Below are 23,165 nucleotides of genomic sequence, written 5' to 3'. Positions count from 1 at the left end.
CTAAGTTGAGATTATTGCGCTTGTTTTAAACTAGTCCCATCCCATTTAACCACTGGTTCATCTCCATACTTTGCATTAATCTCTACAGATTCGCTTAGCCAGGTGCCATAATCAATGGTCTTGTTTTTAGGTCCTTCAAAAGGCGCTATCGCAAAGTAAAGTGTGGTTTTATAGCTATTGGCTGATGTTTCCTCTAATCGACCAGAGGCTTTTAGATCTGAAGGAAGAAAACCTCTTTTAAAACTTTCTCCATTGCCAAAAACTTTACCCATAGTATAGATACCACCTAGATCTCTATCTTCTTCAGGACTAGCATCCAGATCATCCCAGCAAGTAGGCGTAAAACATACATCCATCATATAAGATGATCCGCTCACATTAACCACTTTGATAATCTGATTTGCAATATTTTCTATATTACCAGAGCTTACATTTTTATTTTTAACTTCATTAGACTTAGTTTCTTCTTTGATAGTTTCTTTTTCCTCTGCCTTTTTATCAATTTCAGCTTCTTTATTTTCATTAATGCCTAAAGCTTCTTCAATCGTTTCATTACTCTCGCTGGCATTATTGTCTTTAAGCCATTGATTAACTTCTTCGGGAGCCAAAGCCGCTCCCTCAGCTTTTATGTCTCCTGTTTCGTCTACTTTTATGCTAATACCAATGATTTTTTCATCCTGAACCACTGACCTAATCTGATCTATCCCAAAAGTGGCCGCAGAAAGTCTGTCTATGCTTTTGGTAAGATTGCCCGGGATTGTTGCTATGGTCAAAATTCCGGCTGCAGGCTCGGTGACAGTTCGCAGCTGCCCTACAATTTTTGAAACCTTATTTTTATCTCCAAGGGCAATACGTGCCTCATCATCAGCAATTTCCAGAGTTAAATCAGCTCCCACTACAACTGTTGCCGTCGTTGCCAGAACAGAAGTCCCTCCGCTTAAGACAGTTGTGCCAACAAAGCCTACTACCTTGCACCCATTTTTGATTCTCATGGCATCATTTTCCAAAGTTTGAAAAGTATCTCCTTCTTCCCCCCAGGTTTCTCTAGCTACCATCGCCTGATCTTGATTCAGGATCAACTGAGCTCTTTTGGCATCTACTCCTAAATGTTTAGCCAAAGTCATGATTTTTTTACCTAGTGGAGCACTGTCAACAATCCTAGAAATTTCTTCTTTGTCATATGCATAAACAGGAGGAGCTATATCAAAGCTCATCTTTTCTTGGGATAATTTTTCAGCATTTGTTCCCAGCTTAGCAGCCCTATCTTCAAGTTCTTTCCACCCGCTAATAATTTCAGTCATTTCTTCATTCCAAGCGTCATAAGTTCCAAAATCTTTAGCATGAGTTAAAACATTATCTGTTTGATAGCGTAACGTTAGATAATCTTTGGAAATATCATAGGTTTCCTGCAACACTACTTGCTGTGGATCTGCATTGGGGGTTAAAAGTTTAGATTGCCAAAGAAAATAAAAACTGAAAATTGCTAAAACAATAATACCTACAATAATAAAGATTATTTTTTTCATAAATTTGAATCATAAATACTGAATAAAATTAGTGTTTATTTTATCAGTAATTGCAATTTAGCAAAACACATTTCATAATAATTCTAGTCTATAGAAAATTATTTTTAAATGGGCCTATTTAACTATTCCAACATATCCAAAATTGTTCTTTTTATAGCCGTTGGCCTTGCTTTTACTAGCCAGGTTTATGCCACTGGTGAATCTTGGCTTGATGGCTATACGTATCGCAAACAAATTACTATTACTGGCTCTTCTGCAGGTTCGCAAACTAATTATCAAGTTAAAATCACTGTCAATAAAAATGCTGGCACCGATACTAGCGCTACTGTGTACCTAAATAACAATGTTTTAGATAGTTTTAATGACATCCGTTTTACCCAATCTGATGGACAAACATTGCTTGATTATTGGATTGAGTCTTCTACGACAGATACGGTGACTGTTTGGGTAGAATGTGACAGCATTCCTGAGTCTCCTAGTACCGCCACTTTTTACCTTTACTATGGTGATGGTGATGCCACTAGCTTAAGTAGTGCCATCAATACGTTTCCTTTTTACGATAATTTTGATGATAATTCTGTCAATACTTCTCTTTGGGATGTTGCTCAATCTGGTTCTGCTACGTATAATGAATCCGGTGGTTACGCTAGGGTTTCGGGATCATCCTCAGGATCTTGGGTTTTAGCCTACTTTAGAACCAAAACTGCTTTTGGGCCTCAGTATGCCATTAGGGCCAAACAGTACTTTTCTGCTTCTAGCGCTAATTTTTGTTCATACAGCGGCTTTGCTGATAATACTCATACTTCTTATTTTGATCTTGCCAATGCTGTAATTCTTGATAACAATAAATACAACTGGGCTAGTGATGAACATAATCTCGTCACCTATGCCAGCGGAAGCGGGGTCGGTCAAGCAGCTGGCAACCAAAATGCTTCTTGGAAAGTTTTCGAATATCGTCGTTATACGGATAATGCGCAAATCATGTATGACGATATTTCTGCTACTGCTATTACTACTCCAGCCAGTATTCCTACTGCTAATTTGTATGCTGGCATGTGGGTAAACCCAGGAGCTGGCGCTTCCGGTTATATATATACTGATTGGTTTCTTGTGCGCAAATATGTCAATCCAGAACCAAGCATGGCTTTTGGAGAGGAATCAACTTATACTCCCAGTTACGTTATTACTAATCCTCCTGAGTCTACTCAGATTACTCTCGCTTCTGATGAAGAATCAGATGTTACCAGCTCCGGTCAAACTGGAATCCAAACTGTAGCTATTGCTAAAAGTACTTACCGCGTTGCTGCTTTTTCTGTTGATTTTTCTGCAGATAGGGATTGGACAGATCTAACCGTTGATAGTGACGGTGAAAAAGCTGTCTTGCACTATGATGGCGGTTTTACTTCAATCCCTGGTAGCTCCGGAGAAAGCTTTAGTTTGTACATTCCTGACAATGGTGGCTCTCGTGTCAGAATTTGCCCAAATGCTAGTTCTTTAGCACAAGTAACTTCTGGCTGTAGTAATGAATATTTTCTGACTACTAGTGATAGTAGTGTAAGTAAAACAACAGTAAACGGAATAGATTACTGGGTCATTGCTGGATTGAGTGGAACTGGAGGCGAGGAAGCAGAAGCACCATCAGGAGGTAGTAGCAGTTCTTATCAAGCCCCACTCTTCACTGATTTAGCTTTATATTTCACCCTCTTCTTATCTATCATCGGAGGTTTTAAAATTATTCGAAAAACTATTCCTCTTGCTTAATTAAGCTATTGCCAACTTATTCAATATCATGAACAATGTTCGTTAATTTGTAATCGCTTTTGATTTTTATTTTTGAATATTAATGGACTTAGATTGATTTATGTATAAAAATTATTTTGACCTGACATGTTGCAAAAAAAGACAGACATATACTTGAGCTATGAAATAAAATATACTTTTCACTCAAATCAAATGAAGACTAATAAGGAAATTATGGCCAATATATTTAATTGTAGGAAAATAAGCAAACTGCTCAACCTAAAGTAGGTATGTCAGTTCAAAGCATGAGCTGCAAAGAAGATCAAAAAAAATGGTTTTAGTACCACATAAAACAACCTCGATGTAACCTGCCTGGGGTTGTTTTTATTACAATTCATAACCCATTTGATACAAGGCAAACGCAACTGCAAGCAGGGAAATAAACGAAAAAGCTAAGTAAACCATAGCTGTTAGCATGGGCACTCCAATGTTATTAACTCCTAATTGGGGTAAATCCTGATTTTGTGGTGTATTTTCCCTAGGATATTCAAAATTTGGCATTGTATTATTATTTTTACGGTAGGCATAGATTACTAATTTCTGTGTCAGGAAAAATAAAATTGCGGCATAAATGGAAATAATTACTGCTGCAAAAAAGGAGCTACCTAGAATTTTGGAAAGGCTTTCAATCATTGGATTAAAGACTATAAGGTAGGCTGCCAAAATTGGTCCAAACGCATAGACAGCTCGGTAAAAAGCAATATTGATGGTAATATTTTTAACTTGATCAGCCTGGAATTGGTTCGTGGTTTTAACTTCCTTTTTTATTTGAAAATAAACTGGAACACCAACTATTATCAATTGTATAATAATTTGTATATAAGGCTTATTAAAATCAGCTAAATTCTCACCAACACTAAAATCAAGTTGTTCTTTATAAAGAAGAAGGGAAATTATAGCAACACTCATAATTGTATATAAGATTGAAATAACCTTATTGCTTTTTTTCCAGATTTCGTAGGAAAAAAATCCAAACATAAGGATTGCTATCAAAAACGAAAATGCCGACATATTTTTACTATACAACAATATAGGCATAAGGTGGAAGACACGTGACTAAAAAAGTAATGATATTAGACACATAAAACAACTCTAACGCATCTTATTTGAGGTTGTTTTGTACTATTGGTAAATGCTTTTTAAATCAGCATTTTCCTACCTTTCCAAAATTTTAAAAACTCAAACCAAGTTAAGCTAATTACTACCACTAAAGCTATCAAAAAAGTATAGTGATAAAGATAATTTTAGTACTGATGAGTTAGGCGGTTTGCATTGGACCGAAGCAGGATACGATATCTCTCTTTCTTTTGCCAAAGATCATGGCCGAGTATATGTCATGATCAGAAGGTCACAATAAATGCAAAAGCTCCTAATTTTGTAGGGGAATATCTGTAAGGAAAAAGAGTTGGCTCCATCTATTTTAAAAGAGTTATTTTTGCTAATGTTCAATATATTCTCAAACATAGTATACTTAAAGTATGCTTGAAAAATCACTCATAAAAGATCATTTTGAAAGACTGCAAGAAATTGCCCAAATTTTATCTAAATATGAACTTGATTAAATCGTAGAAAAATTGCATTTGCCTAAATTCATTGTCGGTAATAAGAAAAAAGTTACTCATTTGACTGTAGGTCAAAAGATTAAGTGTATTTTTCAAGATTTAGGCCCTACTTATATTAAATTCGGACAAACTCTCAGTTGCCATCCGGACCTACTTCCTCGCAATGTTATTCATGAATTGGAAAAATTGCAGGATAAAGTTGAGCCTTTTAGTTTTAGCCAAGTTGGAAAAATTGTTAAAAAGACTTTTAAGAAACCACTTTCTGAAGTATTTACAAATTTTAGTCAGGAGCCTTTAGCCTCAGCTTCAATTGCCCAAGTACACTTAGCAGAGCTATCAACAGGAGAAAAAGTCGCTGTGAAAATCCAACGGCCTAATTTGGAAAAAAATATCCGTAAAGATATTGAGTTGCTGCATTTATTAGCTTTGTTGGCTGAAAAAAATATCCCTGAATTAAAACGCTATGAACTAGTTCATTTAGTTTCTGAATTTGAAAAGTCAATTGAAAAAGAAATTGACTTTAGGTTAGAAGCTGATAATTTTGATCATTTCCGGAGGAATTTTAGTGATATTCTCGAAATTTACTTTCCCAAAGTCTATCGCGAATATTCCAACCGCTATGTTTTAACTCTGGAGTATATTTATGGAGCCAAGATTGATTCTATCCTTAAAGAAGATTCTACACATAACCGAAACTTAGTAGCAGAGCGGGGCATTGCCGCTGTATATAAACAGATTTTTGAGGACGGCTTTTTCCACGCTGATCCTCATAAAGGCAACTTGATTATCATGAAAGATGATGTTGTCTGTTTTATTGATGCTGGCATGGTGGGATTTTTGAACACAGAAGTTAAGGATTTTTTAACCAATCTTTTGATTGCCATTTCAGACAGAAATATTAACAGCATCATTTCTTTATTTATCAACGAAGGTATGGTTCCAGATGATTGCAAGACTGATAATTTTAAAGAGGATCTGGATGATATTTTCAACCGCTACTACGGCACTGATTTGCAAAACGTCAACATTTCAGAAATTCTTAATAAATTTATTACCCTTGTTTATCACTATCAAATCAGACTTCCATCGAGCATGCTTTTAGTTATACGTTGCCTGATTATTTTAGAAGGCGTCGGCAATCAAATTGATCCCCAATTTAATCCTACAGCTAACATGATCCCTTATGCTCAAAAAATGTTAAGCAAACAGTTTCAGCCTGCCAAAATAATAAGTGATTTAAATCAATTTTTAAAAGAAAACCTTTGGGTTATGAAGTCTTTTCCCAATGATCTTCTGCTTCTTTTACAAAAAATCATAAAGGGGAAATATGAAATCAAACTTGATCACGAAGGTTTAGAAGATCTAAATCAAACGATTAATAAAGCTAGCAGCAGATTAACTAGTGGTATTCTTGCTACTGGGGCTATTGTTGCTTCATCACTTATTATTAGAAGCAATTTACCACCTTTAATTAGTGGTTTTTCTATTTTTGGTATTTTAGGTTATATAATTTCCTTTATCATCATCATTAGTATTTTTCTAACAATTAGAAAAGATATTAAATAAAAATGGCAGCTGAATTTTTATCCATTCTTAAATAAGTAGCTACATCCGAATTTGTATTTTTAGGGTTAGTTTTTTAAACCAAAAATTATTGGCTTCTTAGTCTTTATAAGATATCGTTATTATCTTTACATAAAGTTATAATTTCCATTTTTCTAGTTATAATCGCTATAACCAGCTATTCTTATTAAAACAAAGTTTAATCCCCCTGGCCTTTTTGCTCATTAGAATTTGCGGCATTTGTTTCATAAGAATAATTTTCATATATCTCAAAAAGGGTTTTTAATGTTTAACTTTAAAAGTTCCAAATTTAATATCTTTTTAAAAAGGCCATGTTAAAATGAGTGGGTGAATATAAAAAACATCCTGATCTTTACCTTTATAACTATTGTAGGATTTGCCATTACTTTCTTTTTAGTCAATTATCTCGTTGATAAAAATCCTCAATCAGTTATTCTTTCACCTCTTCAAAAACAAAACACCCAGCATATTATTGGTTTTCTACCATACTGGCTCCTTGATAAAACTGACAAAGATTATAGAGAGTATTTGACCAATATTACTTATTTTGGATTAACTGTTAATTCTGATGGTAGTATTCAAAAATATACTAATCCCGGTGAAGCTGAGCCGGGTTGGCATGCTCTAAATTCCGGTAAATTTACTCCTTCCAAAAATCTACAAAACTCCCTTTTAATTTTTAGCGGTGATCCGGACGTTATTAACGAATTAGTTTCCGAGCCAGCTTCTCATGCTGCAACTTTAGCTTCTGAAATTAATCCAATTATGAAACAGTATGGATTTACTGATCTAAATCTTGATATTGAAAATGTTTTTTATGCTTCAGAATCGGCTCGATTAAATTTCACTGCCTTTGTCAAAGAGTTTAAAAGTCGGATTAATACAACCCTAACTATTGATGCCAGCCCTACAGATTTAATCAAAAGTAGGCTGATCAATCTTGAAACAGTAGAACCGTATGTCGATTATATTGTCCTCATGACTTATGATTATCATTACCCTGGCTCACAAGTAAGTGGCGCCGTAGCCCCAGTAGGTGGAGTTGGAATTGATAGTGAGTTTGATGTTGAAACTGGTATCCAAAAAGCGCTAGAAGTTATCCCCAAAAATAAAATTATCCTTGGCATTCCTTTATATGGTTATGAATGGGAAACCCTAACTGACTATCCTAGATCAGCCACCATTCCTAGTTCAGGCATCACAGCTAGTAATGAAAGGGTAGAGGAGTTTTTGGCCAGTTGCGCCACTTGTAGTGCCCAGATAGAAGCTAATTCCCAAGAATCATACCTTATTTATTATGACCAAGCATATAAAACCTATCACCAAATTTTTTATCCGGATGCTCAAGCTATCCAAGAAAAAATTGATCTTGTTGAAAAATATAAGCTGGGTGGTATGGCCTTCTGGGCCCTTGGCTATGAAGGAAATACTATTTTAGAACCGGTTAAAAATTATAAGTAATTACTCAAAAAAACCTTGTCTTTCATTGCTGTCATAGATAAATATATCTCCTGTTTCCAAATCCCAAATCTGACTTTCAAACTCTGCACTGTTATACGCTACTTTGGCTTGTCCTTCATCTAAAGTTACAGTGATTTCTCCAGTTTGATCGTCCACATCGATGTCCATTAAACCTTCAACTAAATTTACCAACAGATTCATAGACCTGACTGAAACTGGAGCTACTCCTAAATTTTTATATTGAGCTTTGCCTTTGAACTGGTTAAAAACCAAATTGACCGGTAAGGTTTGGACTATTTCAACCTTAGTATTTTCAAATATATCAACCTGTGCGGCATCGGTAAATTTGACTTCAATTGTCCCATTTTTCTTGGTTTCTACCATTTCTCCCTGCTGAAACTGTATGTCATCAACTAATGTTGAAGACTCTGTCGCAACTCTGGATTGCCACAAAATCTCTCCGCTTCTAGTGGCAATAGTCCCTCGCAGCGATTCTACTGGAGCATCTTCCAAAGAAAAGTTTGTTGGCTGATATTGCTGCTTATTGCCTTCAAAAACAAAGGTTTTACTGAAAATATTATTATTTAGTAAGATAAATACTAAAACTGAGAGAAAAGAACCTAATAGTAAAAATAGAAAGCCTTTTAGGAAAAAATTCACAAGGCTATTTTACAATATAATAATAAATAATATTGAGCTTGTTAATTAATGAAAATATCTCTAAAAATATTATTATTTTCACAGACAATCTAAAACTTAATAACTCGAGAACAGGTCGATATTAAGAGAAGACAATGAAGAGTTTTTGCATAGGAACAATAACAATAAAAGCATGAGCTGATCAAAGGTCATAAATACTCTAGAAGACAACCACGTTATAGATCATGGCAAATATAACTAAAAAGTAGGATCCCAAAAGATATGACATAACATTCATAATAAGAGATAATTTAAATAATTGCACTGAAAATGATCTCATGGCAAAAACAAGTAACCGCCATTCCACAAGTACTACCAAAGCTTCAAGCATGACTGTAGCAAAAAATCTTGATCCCAAAAATCCCAAGTATGTATCGAGATAGAGAATGTAATTGAGCAGGGGGTGGGTAATCAGATTGACCAAAACAATGCTAGTTAAAAATAACTTATTTTTCCAGCCAAGCATTGTGCCACCAACTAAAATTTCTATAACGATAGTTAGAGTCAGAGTTAGAAAGTAAAGAAATAAAGACGTCATTTTTTCTTTGATTGTTTATATCTGATCTTAAGAAGCAAAATGAATGAAATAGTAACAACAGTAGCTACAACAGCACCAATAAGATAGCCTTCAGTGCTAATTTCGTAATTTCCGCTTTGCCCATTAAAAAGATCGTTGCGATAAATTGATTCTCCAGGAGAAATTAGGTCGGCTAAGGCAAAAACTGGTTTAACTAATGATCCTAAAACCAGAAATAGAAAAATGGGTATATACAGTTTAGGTTTTATCATAGGCAGCAGTGCTATTTTTAGTATAGATTGTGATTTATTCGTGAACAACTAGCTGTTTTGATGCTGCTGTTTTAAAAAACAATCGCAAACTTACAAATAGTATGGCGGCTGAACCCACAATGGTAAGACTATTGATAATTGGCTGGGTGAAAAATCCGTGATAGGCAAACATAACCGGCAAAGCTCCTAGCAACAAGGCTAAGGTTGTCAAACCAAAGGTAAAACCGGGACTGCCTGGCAGCAGCATTGCTAAAGCTACCAGTGTAACGGGCATAGTCATCTGAAACAAAAGCATACCGGCAATACCTAAAAGGGGATAAGCAGCACCCAGGTATAAAAAGGGTATTGAAAGTACTAAAGCACCCACACTGGTTTTTACCCAACCCAATTTGTCAGCCACAATGCCACCCATACCTTTGCCGCTTCCGGCTGCCAAAGTCAAAATTGCCAATAAAAGTATGTTGCTTTTCCAGGGAAAAAATACAGCCATACCCACCAGTGCCCGAACCGAAATAGAAGCAAGTAAAAGTAAAATTATAATGGTCCCGTAGCGGATTTTAGCTACCTTTTTAATATAGTTATAAATAGTTTTGGGAGCAGGTAATAACAGCGTTGTCACACCAGCCAACAGCAGTAAAACAACCCAGTAGAACAAAGAGGTGTTTGATTTACCTGCTATCATGCCAATAAATAAACCTAGTGCTCCGGGAGCTACAAACAAACCAGGAGCTGTTGCTTTGCCTGGGTTTATACTTAGGCTGACAATTCCTCCACCAACATGGAAAAAGGCATTGCCAAAACCGGCTAAGAAAAATGAGAGTGTTGGTAGAAGACTAGCTACTAAAAGACTGATTACAATCAAACCATAGCCAATGATTGCAGAAAAACGAGGTAGTCGATAGCTATCAACAATAAAACCAATAAGTGGCTGAAAACCAAATGCAAACACATTGTATAGAACAATCAGGAAGAAAAAATTTAAACCTGCAAACTGGGAACCGATAGAAAGAGAGTATACTAAACCAGCACAAGCAGCATCTACCAGAAAATGGGCAAAACCATACCATCCAAGGATTAAAAAATTGTCTGACATGCCAATATATCATGGCAGATTGAATGGAAAATTGAAAGTATAGCTAGAGTATAAAGGTATTAGTATTTTTCTATTTCACCACATTGACTACTTGGTCACCCTCAGCTAAACCGCTTATAATCTCGTAATTATCCGGACCGATAAGACCGATTTTGACTGGCCTAGAAATGACTTTATTATTATCTAAAATATTGACACTGTACTTGTCATCCTCTTTGTGAACAAACGTTTTATCAAGTTTCAAGACATTATTTTTTTTCTGTAAAATTACATTTACATCCCCATTCAGTTCAGTTACTACTCCTAAGGGAGCATTAGTCATAGCAATATCAATGGGAATTTGGACACTACCACCAGTTTTTTTGACACCTTCTTTGCCAATAAAAGTCACTGTGCCATTTATTTTTTTGTCAGGAAAACTATCTAAGGTAATGATAACTGCTTGGCCAATTTGGATATTGGCATAATCAGCTTCATCAATATTAGCCTGAAAATAAAGCGTTGAAAGGTCAGTAATCCGAATTGCTTTACTGCTAAGATTGGCAGCTGTTAACCACTGCCCGGGTTTTAGACTACCATCATTGACTACAGTACCTGAAATGGGACTAATCAAAGTAGCATAGTCTCTGGCTAAATCGGCTATTTCTACATCCAGCGTTGCACTATCTAAAGAAATTTGATTATTTATAAGTAGCCGCTTGATCACCAAGTCTTCATCGCCTCTAGTTTGAATATCATAATTATTGACTGAGCTAATTCCGTAATCATAATCAACAATGGTATTTTCAAAATTATTCCGAGTTGTTTGCTGGGTAAGCAAAGCTTTTTTAAGTTGTTTCTGCAGTTCCCGCTGATCCAAGCTAGCTAAAGCTTGCCACCTACTAATCTGGTCACCTTTTTTAACTCCAACCCAGGCAATTTTACCAGTAGCACTAAATGTTAAATCCGCAGTTTCTTGGGCCATGACTTGACCAGAAGCTTCAATAATGCTGGTAATCTCACCTTTGCTAACTGTAGCTGTTTCAACTTTGGGTGGTTGGTTTTTTTTGATCACGTAAAAAATAACCGCTCCAATAATCAGGAGAAGAATGATGGATCTAAATTTATGGTTCCAAAACCAAGCAAAAATCTTATTCATAGTTTATACAGGCTGTATTTTACCAGATATTTCAAAAAAGTTTTATTCGTATGATAAAGTGTCTCTGACAGTTAGGCTAACTGCTTTTTTAGCAGGAGCTATACTAGCCAAAACAGCAATCACAATAACCAACACTAACCAGATAAGCATACCAACTGGTGAAAAAACATATGGTAAAACTTCTTCAAAAAAAGCTGTTCCCAAAGCATAACAAAAACCTAATCCTACAGGCACTGATAAAGGCACTGCGATCAACCAACTAATAAAACCGATGCTTAAACTCTCCACAATAACCAATCTAAACACCGAGCTGTTTGAAGCACCAATTGAGCGCATTACTCCAATTTCTCTAGTTCGCTCTAAAACATTTAAAGACATGGTGCCAGCTAAGCCGAGGCCACCAACTACCGCTACTAAAGCCGCCATCATCATCAAAAATCCCACCAGAAAATCAAATTGACCGGCAGAAGCGCTGCGAATACTGTCAATCGTTAGAGAATAAGCCACATCATAACCCCGTCGTTTCATGCTTTCTTCGACAGTCTTAGCAAAACTTATCAAAAAGGCTGAATCATGCTTGGTAGTTTTGATCTGAACACTACTAGCTTGATCAGCATCTGGCACGATTTTGCGCAAATAATTGCTGTTTACCAAAACCATTTTAGTATCAGCTAGCAGGTACACACCGACAATTTCAAAATCATAATCTTTGTCATTAATAGTAAAGGTTAGCGTTTTACCTACTTCTATGCTTGGATCATCTCGCAAAAATTTATTGGAAATAATAATTTGGTTACTGTCGCTGCGTTGTAAATTCCGGCCCCTGGTAATAGTAACCAGTGAAAACTGAGAGTTGGGTATATATCCTTGAATCGGGATGAATTCCTTTTGATCACTTTCTGAGCCACTATTTTTTTGCCACTCACCGGAAATATTTAGTGGAGTATAAGCTTCTGCTACGCCTTCAACTTTTTGAGTATCAGTAGTGACTTTTTGGCTATCATACGTCCCATCAAAATACAGTTCCATGTCATAGTTATTCAGTTCCAAAATATTATTGAGCTCAACAACCATAGAGCTGCGCACTCCAATTACACTGACAAAGAGTGTTCCGGCTATTGTTAAAGTTACCAACGTTAGAATCAGTCGGCCTTTTTGCCGGAAGGTATTACGTAATGAAACTGCCATTGGCCTCGACAACATCGTCAGTTCGGTTAATAAAGAATTAAGCCAGGATTTTTGCTGTTTAGCTACCACATAATCACTGATAGCTTCTCGAACGGTAATCTTAGTACCTTGAATAATAGGAATTAAAGCAGCAATAACCGGTACTACTAAAGCAATACCTGTTTCCATAGCTAGTACCATTGGCGGAATATGAAAATCTAAAATTTCCAAATTTAAAAAATTTGTTACCATGGCTAAGCTTCCATAACCCAACAAGGCTCCAACTGGAATGGCTACTAAAAGCGATAGGAAACCGTAGCTTAAAGCCATAGCTAAAAATAAAATACTAATTTGGAGCCGTTTAGCTCCAATGGCTTTCATAATGCCAATCTGTTTTTTTTGCTGAACTACAATAGCTGAAACTGTGTTGAAAACTAAAAACAAAGATAACACTAAGGAAAAAGCTCCGATAATAGTCAGAATCATCACAAAAGCACTGGTTACATCCTGACTCCAATGTTTGTTGGGATCTTCAGCTCTAACACTGATATGCTCAAAACCTCGATTTTCTAAGTCTTTTTTAAGCTGATTCCCTAAAGCTAAAGCTTTGTCTTTAGTTTTAATTGTATCGTCAGTTTGGATTTCCAGACTGGTAAGGACATCACTTTCATCCAAATAGCGGATCGTGTCAAAAGAAACATAAGCCGTAAACTGAGGAAACAGATTAGCTGGTATAGCTCGTAAATCATGAACTGTTCCAGCAAAGTTTAAGGTTTTTTGCCGGCCTTTTGGCGTTTCAATTTCGATATCATCACCCAACTGGTAGGGGAGAGCTAAAGCCGAACGCCGCTCAAAAATTAGTTCTTTACGTTGGGGTGGCCAAGACCCAGTTTCTGGAGTAACTTGATTCACTAAAATTTTGTCATAATCATTTAGGGCAATTAATTCCACATTTCTAGCACCTTGAGGAGTAAAGATCCGCACCAAAGTCCCACCAGTGGCCCGAGCTGCTTTAACTCCTTTTTGAGTTTCGATCCAGTTGACCAAATCAGGCTCAAAACCATCCCGAAAACGTAAAATTACACTGGAAGGATTAATAGCTGTGTATTGAGTGTTCATGTCTTTGAGTAACACAGCTCTGGTAATAAAAACTGAAGAAAAAGCCATAACTCCTACAGCAATAGCTAAAACCACAACAATAGTCCGACTTTTGTTGGCCCACAAATCACGCCAAACTTTGTTCCATCGAGGATTCATAATTACTTTCTAGCAGTTTTATTTTCTTCCCAATGTTTACTAGCTAAGTTACGAAGTTTCTTTCCCAAAACCGGGGTTTCATGCACAATTTGATTAAAAACATCTTTTTTAATCCGGCCAATCCGGACACCTTTTTTGCCAGCTCGAGCTGAAGCTATACTTTTAGTATCATGAAATAGCTCTATTTCTCCAAAATATTTACCTCGCCCAAAGGTTCCTAAGATTTTTTCTTTTTTATTTTTAGAAATTACAATCTCAACCATACCATTCATAATCACATAAAAATAATTCATAACCTCACCTTCTTTGACAATCAGCTTGCCTGGTGCAAATTCAGCAGTTTCGACTTGCTCAGTCACCCAGGCTAATTTGGCAGGAGCTAGAGAGGAAAAAGTGCTCATTAGGTATTCTTCAATCACTTGGCCATCAGCAATTAAAATCGTCCGACTGACTTTTTTAGCTAGATCTTTATCGTGAGTCACCATAACGATAGTTTTGCCACTATCAACTAAAGACTGAAACAGACCAAAAATTTGTTCAGCTGTTTTAGAATCTAAGTTGCCGGTTGGTTCATCGGCACAAATAATCGGCGGGTCATTGGCTAAAGCTCGAGCAATAGCAATCCGCTGCTGCTGTCCACCTGATAGTTGGCTGGGGAATTTATGAGCTTGGTCTGCCAAATCAACTTGCCCTAACAACTCCAAAGCTTTTTGGCTGCGTTGATTTGGCTTATAAACATTACAAAAATCCATTGGCAACATGATGTTTTCAATAACGGTAAGCGTAGGTAAGAGTTGGAAAAACTGGAACACAATCCCCATATTTTTGCCTCGCCAAACCGCCATTTGGCCTTCATCAAGTTTAGTAATATCAGTCCCATTGATGACAATTTGGCCAGCTGTCGAGCGGTCAATCCCTGTCAACATGTTGATCAAAGTTGATTTACCACTCCCGGATTTGCCAATAATTCCGACAAATTCGCTTTTACCAACCGAAAGATTAATTTTATTAAGGGCTGTAAAATCTCCGGCCTCGGTTTCATAGGTTTTAACCACTTCATGGATATGGATTAAGGAATTATCTGATTTAGCCATACTTTTACTGAAATTACTGATTTATGGCGATATTGTACCAGGTATTTTAAAATTTCACCCTTGTATCATGTTTTTTGCAGAGAATACATAGACAAATTGGAAAAAGTAGTGTTACAATTTTTAAACTTTACTTATTAATATTTTTATATTATGAAATCAAAATTTATTATTGTCATAGTATTTTTATTAATCCTTGGAGTAGGAACTTTAATATTTTTAAACACACATCCTTATTCAAAAAACAATTTTGATCAAAAAACTCAAACTCAAAATACTTCCAAACAAATATCGGCTAATAAATCTGATGATTTTATGACTAGTTTATTGGATGGTTATCCCCAAAATTTAGTTCCCTTATATAAAAGCAAGAGAATTGAATCAATTAAATATTTCGTCAATGATGATCCTGTAAATATAGAAACTTTTTTACCCACTCAAAAAAACTATTACAATGTGGTTTTTGCTTCGGCAGCTGAACAGATTGAGCTTCTTAACTATTACCGATCTTTAATGAACGAAGCAAATGAAGACACTTCAAGCGATTCTAGGGTAGAGGGGACTATTGGATCATATATTGTTTCAGTATCTGATTACGGTGATGGCACTTCTTATTTACAAGTCTATGTACCAGAAAAAGAATTTACTAAAACTAACAAATATTATGCTGATTATCCCAATATAATCGAAATTGATCCTAGCTGGCAGGAACATGAAAATAGTTACGGTAAACTCAATCAAAATGGCGGAGAGATTGAATATACTCAATATTGGACGGTAGATAAAGCAAATATGGATAAATTTATCCAAGACTATAAAGAAAAGTATGCAGACAACTTAAGTTTTAGTATTGATGAAAACAACTGCTTAAGGTGGGAAGAAAATAATTATGCAATCACTTTAACATTTTCCAAAGATCATGGTCGGGTATATGCAATGTTCAGAAGATTAAAATAAATTTTGAGTTTAATAAGTACTGTAATATTTTTCTAAATACTCTCCTGATACTTTATATTAAACAGTTTCTAAAGGTGGCCATGTTAAAATAAAATAGATGAAAATAAAAAGTATTCTGGTTTTTTTCTTCGTAACGATTTTAGGATTTACCTTTACGTTGCTTTTATTAAATTACCTCGTTGATAAAAATCCCAAATCAATTATTCTTTCTCCTCTTCAAAAACAAAATAAGCAACATATTATCGGTTTTCTTCCATATTGGTTTATAGGTAAAACTGACAAAGACTATTCCCAATATTTGACCAATATTACTTATTTTGGACTGACTGTTGAAGGAGATGGTAAGATTCAAAAATATACCAATCCAGGAGAAGCTGAACCGGGCTGGCAAGCTCTAAATTCTGGGAAATTTACTCCTTCCAAAAATTTACAAAACTCCCTTTTAATTTTTAGTGGTGATCCAGATACTATCAATGAATTAGTCTCTGAACCTGCTTCTCACGCCGCAACTTTAGTTTCACAGATTAACCCAATCATGGAACAATATGGATTTACTGATCTTAATCTTGATATCGAAAATGTGTTATATGCTTCAGAATCAGCCCGACTACATTTCACTGCTTTTATTAAAGAAGTCAAAAGTCGGATTAATACAACCCTGACCATTGATGCCAGTCCTACAGATCTGATCAAAAGCAGACTGATCAATCTTGAAGCAGTTGAACCGTATGTCGACTATATTGTCCTCATGACTTATGATTACCATTATCCTGGCTCACAAGTGAGTGGAGCAGTAGCACCAGTAGGTGGAGTCGGAATTGATAGTGAGTTTGATGTTGAAACCGGTATTCAAAAAGCACTAGAGGTTTTACCTAAAAATAAAATTATTCTTGGCATTCCTTTATACGGCTATGAATGGGAAACCCTGACTGACTATCCTAGATCTGCCACCTTGCCTGGCTCAGGCATTACAGCTAGTAATAAAAGGGTAGAGGAATTTTTGGCTAGTTGTGCCAGTTGCAGCGCGCAAATAGAGGCTAATTCTCAAGAATCATACCTTATTTATTACGATCAAGAGTATAAAACCTATCACCAGATTTTTTATCCAGATGCTCAAGCCGTGCAAGAAAAAATTGATCTTGTTAAAAAATATAAGCTTGGTGGTATGGCTTTTTGGGCACTTGGTTATGAGGGACAAACTATCTTGGAACCTGTCAAAACTTATAAGTAATTATTCAAAAAAACCTTCTCTTTCATTGCTGTCATATAAAAAACTGTCTCCTGCTTCCAAATCCCAAACCTTACTTTCAAAATCCGTACTGTTATATGCTACCCTGGCCTTGCCTTCAACTAAAGATAAGCTTACTTCTCCCGTTTGATCGTCCACATCAATATCTATCAAACCTTTTGTCAAATTTACCAACAGATTGATAGATCGAATCGAAACCGGAGCTTCTCCCAAATTTTTATATGTAACTGTACCCCTAGATTGATTGAAAACTAAATTGACTGGCAAAGTCTGAACGATTTCAACCTTAGTATTCTCAAACATATGAACTAAGGCAGCATCAACAAATTTGACTTCAATTATTCCGTCTTTCCCAGTTTCTAAAATTTCTCCCTGTTGAAGTATTTTGTCGCCTACTAATACTGAAGACTGTGTAGCAATTCTGGATTGCCACAAAATTTCCCCATTTCTACTGGCAATAGTTCCGCGCAATGATTCGGCTGGAGCATCCTCCAAAGAAAAATCTGTTATCTGATATTGCTCTTTATTACCTTCAAAAACAAAGGTTGCACTAAAAATATCATTATTTAGCAAAATAAATACTAAAACAGATAAAAAAGAACCCAGGAGTAAAAATAGAAAGCTTTTCAAGAAAAAATTCACAGAGCTATTTTACAATAAAATTGTAAATAATATTGAGTTTATTAATCAATAAAAAAACCTCAATAACCAAATAAACAAGCCAAGACTTGTTGCTCATCTTGACGGGTAAGTGGGGTAAGGTTTGAACAATGTAATCTATGAATTAAAGTAGGATCTAGCGATTTTGGCTCATCTAGTAGTTGAATAATACTTTGAGCATTATCATCTCCGGCAATTCTATTTGTCGAGATTTTGTCACAGTTTAGACATAGATGTACTATCATCAGTTCACCACTTGTCTTATCAGTAAATGGATTATAGGTAATATGTTTAAATACTAATCCTATTGGTTTCATTTTTGAGCCACAACGAGACTTTCTATCACCAGGAATAGTAAGATCGAGATGTCTAGACCATAAACATATTGGACAATGGTTGCGGTGTTTGCTTCCTAAACAGGTATTGGAAATGATGGCACGACAATTCAGACATCGAAATGATGTCTGCTTTAGACAAAAACCTTATGAGAAGATTTATATGTATTCATCCACTGAGATTATACCAAAAGAAGAAAATTTATAAAAATAGAATAATCAAACTAATAATTTTATTTTCGAGATTTTTTTCTTTTGAAGTGGAAGAGGATTATTGTAAATTAAAGTTTTTCTCTAATTTTCTCAAACATTTCTTCGTTGTGAAATCTTTCCTGGCTATTAAACCGTAATAAGGGTAAGTTTGCATTTTCAAAATTCTGTTCAACTTCACTATCTCGAATAATTCTATCTTCCCTTTGATGACTAGAATCATCAAGTTCAATAGCTAAGATTGGTTTAATATAAGCTTTATCACAAAACAGAAAATCGATAGATTTTCTATCTATATGATTAAGAGCACTTTGCCAGTTTTGACCTTTAATTTTATGGTTAAAAATTGAAGATAGATGGACTTGGGGGAAAATATAATATGTATCTCCAAAGTTTTTTACTAAAATATCAAAAAGCTCATGCTCTGGCTTGGTTAGAAAAAAACTTCTAGTTTTATACAAATAAGTATGTATTGACTTGGATGTTCTTGGAAATTTTTGAAAAACAAGTCTTAAGAATAATTTGATTACAAATCCTACGATTAATAATATGGTTAAGGTTGTAAAAATCGAAACAGTAGCTTCATTCATAGTAACTAGAGAGTACGGTCAATCTCTCAAGATTATACGTGGCTGCTGGCACTAGTGGACTATGTCAGAACTTTTTATTTGGCTCAATACTTAATTAGTTAAATTTTTTTACCAAAATAAGCTTGTATTAAAAATAAATACAGTCTCTTGGTTCATGTTTTTTTATTTTGTTACACTATTAAGATTATATGAATAAATGCAAAAGGAGATTACTTTGATACAAAAATTTAATGTTTATACTAAGCTCGATTTGCGAAATATTTTCCAAACATCCATTGAACATAGCTATTACAGCCTACATGCATAGGAAGATCATTTGTATAACTATATGATATATTTAATTTTGGAGCTGAATCAGTATCGGGATATGCTAACTCATACATTTCTTCAAAAACAGCGTAATCATAGCTCAAACCAGGGTATTTACTCAAAAAATCTTCTCCAACATCACTTGGACATCTACCTTCAGTAACTTGATCAGTAGTTATAAATTCCATTACACTTGACGCAACAGCGCCCGTATCTATACATTTTTTTCTCATAAACAATACTGGTTCAGATGTGTCTCTGCGAAATGTTGCTTTGATATCTTTTGGAGGCCTAGCGATTAACAACGAACCTCTACTTTTATTATCTCGACCATAGGTTTCTACACCAATAGCCATTACAGTCTTTTTACTAGAATTTTGTAACAATACAATAGTCTGGTCTTCGTTATATTCAACTGATAATTTTTGTTCTCCAAATCTTACATGCATTGCTTCTCTAATTTCTCCTAATTCAGGATCATCAGTGTTTGCAGCTTCAACTAAAAAAGTCAATGTTTCTTGAACTTGTAATTTTCTCAACTGATCTTTTTTAAATCGAGCCTTAGCTTCTTTTGCTTCTTCTACTGTTGAATTTGCTTGTTGGCCTTTTTTTAGACCAGCCAATGCTTTACATTTTAAGTCTTCATTGCTCATATTTACAAAAATAGCTGCACAGTTGGCAGCTAGTCTATTTATTATTAATATAATAAGGAGAATTATATCATATTTTTCTCCTTAATTTTCGCTTTTAACTCACTGAACTCTATTCATGGCTCAGCCTTTTTTGTGTTTATTTGACTTTTAAATATTTTTTAAACATAATGCAAAACTGAAAGTATAAGCAAAAGTTTACAAGGAGGTGAGAAGTTATGTCAAAAGAATTTGTTTCCCAGTTTACTGAAGACATTGCAATTGCTGATCTAGCTCCTGTTGAAGGACAATATGATCCTGATAGTCAAACATGGACTGCGGGACATGCTAATGCAGCTGGAACAATCTGTACTGTTCCAACACATATCAGCGTAGATGTCACACAAATTGATCAAGGTCGAGATGATTAAGTGAAACATAAAATATTTTAATCAAAATCTTGCATTACCTTTAGATAAGGTTGTAAGAATTTATTTATATGGTAAAAAAGGGTTATTTTAATAAATCTCCAAATTCAAACAAAAAACTTATTAAACTATTTGAAAAGGTTCAAAAAAAAAGATATGTGTTTGACTTAAAGAAACAAAAGAATTTGATTAAAAAGCTTTACCAAGAAGAAGTAGAAATAAAAGACCTAGTTTTGAAAATGCTTAAAAAGGGAGAACTAAAAACAGCAGATGATTATTTTCGGGCAGGGCATTTTTTTCATCACGGTTCTAATTATAATGATTATGCTTTGGCTGTTACCCTTTATTCTATTGGAAGCGTATTAGGAGATGACTGGTGTAAAAATTATATGGCCTTAGCCATAGACAGATTTCTTTTAAGCATTTCCAGGCCACAACTTTTTGTAACACAATTCGAGCTTAAAAAAGACAAATGGGTTATTTCTAATTATGAAAATATCATTCCTGATTCTTTGCGAAAAAAATTTGATATTTCTCCTTTAAAAGAAACATTTAAAACTGTAAAAAAACTCAATAAACCTTAGTGCTTATTCTCAGAAAGAAGTTTTATCATAGCTTCTGATATTGGTAATCCAGTTTCAAGCTCTATCCAAACCCATTGACCATTTGGATTGATTTCTAAAAAAACATATTCACCTCTAGGAGTTACTATCATATCTATTGCTCCAAAATTTAGATTATAATGTCTAGCTAATTTCAAACATTTATTTTTAATATCCTCGGGAAGCTCATGAATTCCGTAGCGTAAGCCTTCCCACTTTTTTCTCCAATCGGTCTCAGCTCCTTCTTGTTCTTGAGAAAAGATTTCGGCTGCAAACACACTATTTCCAACAATAGTTATTCTCAATTCTAGTTCCTTGGGAATATTTTCTTGAAATACATAAGGACATCTATTATCCGGGCCAAGTTGGTCTAAATGTTCCGGTTCAACTTTGCTAGTATAGAAAGCTTTATATATACCATCTTCTTCGATACTTCCTACGGTTAAAGGTTTTACTATCATGCTTCCATGACACAGGTCAAAAAAGGATCTAATGTCAATAATATTATTGGAGACTAGAGTTTTGGGAATAGAAAGACCCAGTATTTGGGCCTGTCTTAGCTGATCTAGTTTGATAGCAGCTCTTCGATTGTCTTCCGGGTAATTTACCCAAGTAACATCGGGTAACGACCATAAACCTTTTATAACTGATTTGCTCTCAGAAACCACAAATTCTTCAAAGCCCTTGGTTAAATTATCTGGTGGATTAGGTTCTGCTGGTCTCCTGTATAAAATTGATCTGGTTTGGTTTAGCAAAAAAGGTAAGTTGTTGGGCACATCCAATAATCCAGATGTCTCGCCATCTCCCAAATACAAACTTACGGAAGTATTTCTTGGAAAATCTTCAGTGTTAAATCTGGCAAACTGGATGTTTTCTGATCTCAACTTTTCAATAATAAAATCAACATGAGGATCAAACTGCCTACTGACAAGTAAAACAAGACCACTTGTCCCGGGTTCAATTTCTTGTGTTTTCAATTCTCTTTCAAATTGCATTTAAAAATATTTCTGAACAGAGTAAATTAATTTTGATATAAAAAACTACATAATTAAACTAATTGGGATGTCAAAATTTTATATTCTAATTATTTAAAGTAAATAGTTCTTTGCTCTATCGTAGATATGGCTACTTTTTCTCATTCGACTAACTACACTAGTGGCAGTTTTCCCAAACGTTGCAAAAAGAGATAATGACATTTGGCTAAAAATCTTTGAGTCTAAAAGGTTACTACTAAAAGATAATTGGGAAACACCAAAGCCAATAAGAGCAAAACGTCCAAAAGATTCTTTATATAAGTCTTCCATGCTTTTATCAAGTAAAAGCATTTGCAATGCTACTTCTCCCACCTGATCAGAGCTAGAACATTCAACTTGTTGATAAACAATGCAATTTTCTGGTAAATATAGTTCATATTTACTATCCAGAGATCTTCTAGCAAATAGTAAAGTTGGGTTATTTTTTTCTGTTCTAAATTCCGGTATTACAGCCAATATTCCTTTTTTAACTCTAGTTCCCTGGTTTGGCAGCATGCCAGTAATAACTTCAACTCTTCCATTCTCGCAATGTTTTACATTTCCTTCCTGAATTACCTCAGCAAGTGGTTGCATATCTATTGAGTCCTCATTTGCAATATCAACAAGCATCTGTAACACATCTGCCACTTCTAGTTGTTTCATGAGTTCATGCTCCTTTACCATCTGTCTGATACGTTTTCGCTCTTCTGCTAGTAAAATTCTTTTTTGTTGCTCTTTATCAGCCAACAAAAAATCAGCATGATCAGTTACTTGTTTTCGCAACTTGCCTCTAAGATCTTCATTTGACATAAGTGTAAAAAATAGCTGCACCTGGCAGCTATTAGAATTTACATTTATTACTTGTCTAATTGTATCATAAGTCTGAAAAACAAATTTTTTCTTTTCCAGTTCGAATCCAGCTTTCTATAGATATAGTTTGATAGGGTATTCCTTGAGGGGGCTGGACTGATCGACTATGTGGGAACTTATTATCGTGAGTTCCTTTACAGTCAAAA

The 23,165-nt window shown here is 35.0% G+C and carries 22 protein-coding genes; 7 read left to right on the top strand and 15 right to left on the bottom strand.

The genetic code is table 11. The features are described from left to right. Positions 1 to 11: 11 nt before the first annotated feature. The gene (locus GYA49_04645) at positions 12 to 1,526 is read right to left on the bottom strand and encodes a hypothetical protein (GenBank protein ID NMC36305.1); all 1,515 of its coding nucleotides are present in this window, start codon (positions 1,524 to 1,526) and stop codon (positions 12 to 14) included. A 108-nt stretch (positions 1,527 to 1,634) separates the two neighbouring features. Here GYA49_04645 and GYA49_04640 point away from each other — a divergent pair, with 108 nt between their 5' ends. After that, on the top strand, positions 1,635 to 3,287 hold the full coding sequence (locus GYA49_04640; protein ID NMC36304.1) for a DUF2341 domain-containing protein: 1,653 nt from the start codon (positions 1,635 to 1,637) through the stop codon (positions 3,285 to 3,287). 366 nt (positions 3,288 to 3,653) lie between these two features. On the opposite strand, the gene GYA49_04635 is transcribed toward GYA49_04640, so the two are convergent. Further along, entirely contained in the window at positions 3,654 to 4,235 is a 582-nt protein-coding gene (locus GYA49_04635; GenBank protein NMC36303.1) for a hypothetical protein, read from the bottom strand. A 671-nt stretch (positions 4,236 to 4,906) separates the two neighbouring features. On the opposite strand from GYA49_04635, the gene GYA49_04630 reads away from it, so the two are divergent. Together GYA49_04630 and GYA49_04625 are read left to right on the top strand one after the other, a co-directional pair. Next, the gene (locus tag GYA49_04630; GenBank protein ID NMC36302.1) at positions 4,907 to 6,454 is read left to right on the top strand and encodes an AarF/ABC1/UbiB kinase family protein; all 1,548 of its coding nucleotides are present in this window, start codon (positions 4,907 to 4,909) and stop codon (positions 6,452 to 6,454) included. A 345-nt stretch (positions 6,455 to 6,799) separates the two neighbouring features. Then, entirely contained in the window at positions 6,800 to 7,933 is a 1,134-nt protein-coding gene (locus GYA49_04625; GenBank protein ID NMC36301.1) for a hypothetical protein, read from the top strand. On the opposite strand, the gene GYA49_04620 is transcribed toward GYA49_04625, so the two are convergent. The 7 genes from GYA49_04620 to GYA49_04590 form a co-directional block, all read right to left on the bottom strand. Beyond that, entirely contained in the window at positions 7,934 to 8,593 is a 660-nt protein-coding gene (locus GYA49_04620; GenBank protein ID NMC36300.1) for a hypothetical protein, read from the bottom strand. A 199-nt stretch (positions 8,594 to 8,792) separates the two neighbouring features. Beyond that, positions 8,793 to 9,170, bottom strand: a complete 378-nt coding sequence (locus tag GYA49_04615; GenBank protein ID NMC36299.1) for a hypothetical protein — start codon at positions 9,168 to 9,170, stop codon at positions 8,793 to 8,795. After that, positions 9,167 to 9,421 carry a hypothetical protein gene (locus GYA49_04610; GenBank protein ID NMC36298.1) on the bottom strand — a complete coding sequence of 85 codons (255 nt, stop codon included), beginning with the start codon at positions 9,419 to 9,421 and terminating at the stop codon, positions 9,167 to 9,169. Before GYA49_04610 ends, GYA49_04615 begins: the two co-directional genes overlap by 4 nt. Before the next feature lie 34 nt (positions 9,422 to 9,455). After that, positions 9,456 to 10,514: an MFS transporter gene (locus GYA49_04605; protein ID NMC36297.1), complete on the bottom strand. Its 1,059-nt coding sequence runs from the start codon at positions 10,512 to 10,514 to the stop codon at positions 9,456 to 9,458. A 70-nt stretch (positions 10,515 to 10,584) separates the two neighbouring features. Further along, positions 10,585 to 11,652 (bottom strand): efflux RND transporter periplasmic adaptor subunit, encoded by a 1,068-nt coding sequence (locus tag GYA49_04600; protein ID NMC36296.1) that lies wholly within the window; start codon positions 11,650 to 11,652, stop codon positions 10,585 to 10,587. A 42-nt stretch (positions 11,653 to 11,694) separates the two neighbouring features. After that, positions 11,695 to 14,076, bottom strand: coding sequence for an FtsX-like permease family protein (locus tag GYA49_04595; protein NMC36295.1), 2,382 nt, complete (start codon positions 14,074 to 14,076; stop codon positions 11,695 to 11,697). 2 nt (positions 14,077 to 14,078) lie between these two features. After that, positions 14,079 to 15,170 (bottom strand): ATP-binding cassette domain-containing protein, encoded by a 1,092-nt coding sequence (locus GYA49_04590; GenBank protein NMC36294.1) that lies wholly within the window; start codon positions 15,168 to 15,170, stop codon positions 14,079 to 14,081. 150 nt (positions 15,171 to 15,320) lie between these two features. Between GYA49_04590 and GYA49_04585 the strand changes: the two genes are divergently transcribed. Continuing rightward, a complete protein-coding gene (locus GYA49_04585) occupies positions 15,321 to 16,124 on the top strand; it encodes a hypothetical protein (protein NMC36293.1) in 804 nt (267 codons plus the stop codon). A 97-nt stretch (positions 16,125 to 16,221) separates the two neighbouring features. Then, complete coding sequence (locus tag GYA49_04580) at positions 16,222 to 17,355, top strand: hypothetical protein (GenBank protein ID NMC36292.1); 1,134 nt, start codon at positions 16,222 to 16,224, stop codon at positions 17,353 to 17,355. Here GYA49_04580 and GYA49_04575 read toward each other — a convergent pair whose 3' ends face one another. The 4 genes from GYA49_04575 to GYA49_04560 form a co-directional block, all read right to left on the bottom strand. Continuing rightward, positions 17,356 to 18,003, bottom strand: coding sequence for a hypothetical protein (locus GYA49_04575; protein ID NMC36291.1), 648 nt, complete (start codon positions 18,001 to 18,003; stop codon positions 17,356 to 17,358). 71 nt (positions 18,004 to 18,074) lie between these two features. Beyond that, positions 18,075 to 18,482 (bottom strand): RNHCP domain-containing protein, encoded by a 408-nt coding sequence (locus GYA49_04570; protein ID NMC36290.1) that lies wholly within the window; start codon positions 18,480 to 18,482, stop codon positions 18,075 to 18,077. A 167-nt stretch (positions 18,483 to 18,649) separates the two neighbouring features. Next, positions 18,650 to 19,168 (bottom strand): DUF2726 domain-containing protein, encoded by a 519-nt coding sequence (locus GYA49_04565; GenBank protein NMC36289.1) that lies wholly within the window; start codon positions 19,166 to 19,168, stop codon positions 18,650 to 18,652. Positions 19,169 to 19,407: 239 nt separating this feature from the next. Then, positions 19,408 to 20,130: a hypothetical protein gene (locus GYA49_04560; protein ID NMC36288.1), complete on the bottom strand. Its 723-nt coding sequence runs from the start codon at positions 20,128 to 20,130 to the stop codon at positions 19,408 to 19,410. 215 nt (positions 20,131 to 20,345) lie between these two features. Here GYA49_04560 and GYA49_04555 point away from each other — a divergent pair, with 215 nt between their 5' ends. After that, positions 20,346 to 20,537, top strand: coding sequence for a hypothetical protein (locus tag GYA49_04555; GenBank protein ID NMC36287.1), 192 nt, complete (start codon positions 20,346 to 20,348; stop codon positions 20,535 to 20,537). Positions 20,538 to 20,605: 68 nt separating this feature from the next. Next, positions 20,606 to 21,118, top strand: a complete 513-nt coding sequence (locus tag GYA49_04550) for a hypothetical protein (GenBank protein ID NMC36286.1) — start codon at positions 20,606 to 20,608, stop codon at positions 21,116 to 21,118. Here GYA49_04550 and GYA49_04545 read toward each other — a convergent pair. Further along, complete coding sequence (locus GYA49_04545) at positions 21,115 to 22,131, bottom strand: hypothetical protein (GenBank protein ID NMC36285.1); 1,017 nt, start codon at positions 22,129 to 22,131, stop codon at positions 21,115 to 21,117. The genes GYA49_04550 and GYA49_04545 overlap by 4 nt on opposite strands. Before the next feature lie 93 nt (positions 22,132 to 22,224). Beyond that, on the bottom strand, positions 22,225 to 22,959 hold the full coding sequence (locus GYA49_04540) for a hypothetical protein (protein ID NMC36284.1): 735 nt from the start codon (positions 22,957 to 22,959) through the stop codon (positions 22,225 to 22,227). Between the last annotated feature and the right edge of the window lie 206 nt (positions 22,960 to 23,165).

It is taken from the genome of Candidatus Beckwithbacteria bacterium, assembly GCA_012797845.1.
Classification (GTDB): domain Bacteria; phylum Patescibacteriota; class Microgenomatia; order UBA1400; family UBA1449; genus JAAZOH01.
This window is presented reverse-complemented; position numbering and strand designations above follow the sequence as displayed.

What these genes read in the sequence shown, in the direction of transcription:
- GYA49_04645 (NMC36305.1), bottom strand. Translation starts at nt 1,526, where the DNA reads ATGAAAAAAATAATCTTTATTATTGTAGGTATTATTGTTTTAGCAATT.
- GYA49_04640 (NMC36304.1), top strand. Translation starts at nt 1,635, where the DNA reads ATGGGCCTATTTAACTATTCCAACATATCCAAAATTGTTCTTTTTATA.
- GYA49_04635 (NMC36303.1), bottom strand. Translation starts at nt 4,235, where the DNA reads ATGAGTGTTGCTATAATTTCCCTTCTTCTTTATAAAGAACAACTTGAT.
- GYA49_04615 (NMC36299.1), bottom strand. Translation starts at nt 9,170, where the DNA reads ATGACGTCTTTATTTCTTTACTTTCTAACTCTGACTCTAACTATCGTT.
- GYA49_04610 (NMC36298.1), bottom strand. Translation starts at nt 9,421, where the DNA reads ATGATAAAACCTAAACTGTATATACCCATTTTTCTATTTCTGGTTTTA.
- GYA49_04605 (NMC36297.1), bottom strand. Translation starts at nt 10,514, where the DNA reads ATGTCAGACAATTTTTTAATCCTTGGATGGTATGGTTTTGCCCATTTT.
- GYA49_04600 (NMC36296.1), bottom strand. Translation starts at nt 11,652, where the DNA reads ATGAATAAGATTTTTGCTTGGTTTTGGAACCATAAATTTAGATCCATC.
- GYA49_04595 (NMC36295.1), bottom strand. Translation starts at nt 14,076, where the DNA reads ATGAATCCTCGATGGAACAAAGTTTGGCGTGATTTGTGGGCCAACAAA.
- GYA49_04590 (NMC36294.1), bottom strand. Translation starts at nt 15,170, where the DNA reads ATGGCTAAATCAGATAATTCCTTAATCCATATCCATGAAGTGGTTAAA.
- GYA49_04585 (NMC36293.1), top strand. Translation starts at nt 15,321, where the DNA reads ATGAAATCAAAATTTATTATTGTCATAGTATTTTTATTAATCCTTGGA.
- GYA49_04580 (NMC36292.1), top strand. Translation starts at nt 16,222, where the DNA reads ATGAAAATAAAAAGTATTCTGGTTTTTTTCTTCGTAACGATTTTAGGA.
- GYA49_04565 (NMC36289.1), bottom strand. Translation starts at nt 19,168, where the DNA reads ATGAATGAAGCTACTGTTTCGATTTTTACAACCTTAACCATATTATTA.
- GYA49_04560 (NMC36288.1), bottom strand. Translation starts at nt 20,130, where the DNA reads ATGAGCAATGAAGACTTAAAATGTAAAGCATTGGCTGGTCTAAAAAAA.
- GYA49_04555 (NMC36287.1), top strand. Translation starts at nt 20,346, where the DNA reads ATGTCAAAAGAATTTGTTTCCCAGTTTACTGAAGACATTGCAATTGCT.
- GYA49_04550 (NMC36286.1), top strand. Translation starts at nt 20,606, where the DNA reads ATGGTAAAAAAGGGTTATTTTAATAAATCTCCAAATTCAAACAAAAAA.
- GYA49_04545 (NMC36285.1), bottom strand. Translation starts at nt 22,131, where the DNA reads ATGCAATTTGAAAGAGAATTGAAAACACAAGAAATTGAACCCGGGACA.
- GYA49_04540 (NMC36284.1), bottom strand. Translation starts at nt 22,959, where the DNA reads ATGTCAAATGAAGATCTTAGAGGCAAGTTGCGAAAACAAGTAACTGAT.